The 1,595-nt window shown below is 68.2% G+C and carries 2 protein-coding genes; both read left to right on the top strand.

Going from position 1 to position 1,595, the window contains the following annotated elements; translation table 11 throughout:
* Nucleotides 1-261 precede the first annotated feature (261 nt).
* Nucleotides 262-834, top strand: a complete 573-nt coding sequence (locus V7Q31_RS19145; RefSeq protein ID WP_333835426.1) for a hypothetical protein — start codon at nucleotides 262-264, stop codon at nucleotides 832-834.
* A partial coding sequence (locus V7Q31_RS19140) for a type IV secretion system DNA-binding domain-containing protein (protein ID WP_333835425.1) occupies nucleotides 831-1,595 on the top strand: 765 nt, incomplete at its 3' end. The genes V7Q31_RS19145 and V7Q31_RS19140, both read left to right, overlap by 4 nt.

The raw sequence follows: 1,595 nt of genomic DNA, 5'->3' as shown, positions 1-1,595 counted from the left end.
TCGACACGCAATTCAACACTTTTGCGACGCAATCGATGACGCGGATCCCGTCGCCGAGCAGCGTCTCCAGAACCTCAAACAAGCCGATGACGGGACACGTCAGAGCACAAAGCGACCGCTTCACGCGATGCGCGTCGAACCGCGGACATCGCGCGTAACACCGAACGAAACACACGGCGGCGCGCCCACCAGACACGCCCTGCCAGCCATCGGCCGACACGCCACACGCGCGTCGTAACGCAATCCAGCGGGGACCATTCCATGGCCGAGATCGCTCGCAAACCCTACACCGTGCGGCTCTCAGACGAGGACCTCGCGCTGCTTCCACCCGGCGAAAACGTCGGTGAAAGCCTCCGGAAATTCATCGCCGACAACGCAGCGCTCGGTGATCGCTGGGACGCCATTCTCGAGCGCCTCGACGCCGTGAAAGCGGCGCTCGACGGCGTCAAATCGCGCGAAAACCAGACCACAACGCTCCCCGAAAACGCCCTCGAGCACGACCACGGCGGCGCATCGGTCGCGCTCGAAATGATCCTCTACAACCTGCGCGCGCTCTACAGCGGGCTGCTGAGGACGGAAGCCGTGGCGACCGCCGCGCTCTACGGCATCGTCGACGCCGACGCGACGAGCGAAGCGCTCGAGAAGCACCTCAAGACCCGGTTCGACGGCCACATGAGCAAGCTCTGGCCGCTCTTCGTGGCAGAAAACGACCGCGGCCTGAAGAGCCTCCGGGGCGACCCGAGCGCAGCGCGAAGCGGCGCAGACGCAGACGACGAAACCGCCCATGGCGACGTCGGCGGCGACGACCCACAGGGCGCGGAAACCGCGGCATGACGCAGCCGATCACGAAGAGGACGCCGCTCGCCGACAGCTTCAGCCGCGGCCTCGAGATCATCCGCCTGCAGGCGCAGGTGCAGGCGAAATCGATCCTGCTGCTGGCCAAGGCGATCCTCCTGACCGGCATCCTCGCCACAGGATTCTGGGTGTGGTCGACGGTCGATCACGCAGTCCTTCTCGGGGCGGGCCGGTGGCTGCTTTCCTGGGTCGTCGTCGACGCCCTGCGCGCGGACTGGACCGGCCTCACCGTGCTCACGGACGCCGGACCGCAACGCTGGTCAATGGCGCGCATCCATGCCGATCCGTGGCACCGCGACGCGATCGCCGAGGCCTGGGCGGCGCTCCGACGCGCCGCCGCGATCTGCATGACGCTCGCCATGCCGGCCTCCGTCTTCGCCTACTGGGGCGCCTACAGGCGCGGCCAGAACGCCGCCGCGTCGCTGCTTGCGCGGGGGCAAAAGGTCGTCGACGAACGCATGCTCGCGCGCATCGTCAAGGCCACCCGCGACGCCTCCCGCTTCGTCATCGGAACCGTCCCGCTGCCGCGCCGCGCGCTCAACCGCTCGATCCTCTTTCTCGGCGCGCCGCAGACCGGCAAGTCGCTCAGCATGAAGCGCTGGCTGCGCCAGGTGCGCGCGCGCGGCGACATCGCCATCGTCTTCGACAAGGTCGGCGACGTCACCGCGGAGTTCTACGACGAGGGCCGCGGCGACGTGCTGCTCAACCCGCTCGACGCCCGCTCGCCCGACTGGAGCCCC

Source organism: Rubrimonas sp. (genome assembly GCF_036788415.1).
In the GTDB taxonomy this organism is placed as follows: domain Bacteria; phylum Pseudomonadota; class Alphaproteobacteria; order Rhodobacterales; family Rhodobacteraceae; genus Rubrimonas.
This window is presented reverse-complemented; position numbering and strand designations above follow the sequence as displayed.

Excerpts from the sequence above, each read along its gene's own strand:
- V7Q31_RS19145 (WP_333835426.1), top strand. The coding sequence starts at position 262 with ATGGCCGAGATCGCTCGCAAACCCTACACCGTGCGGCTCTCAGACGAG.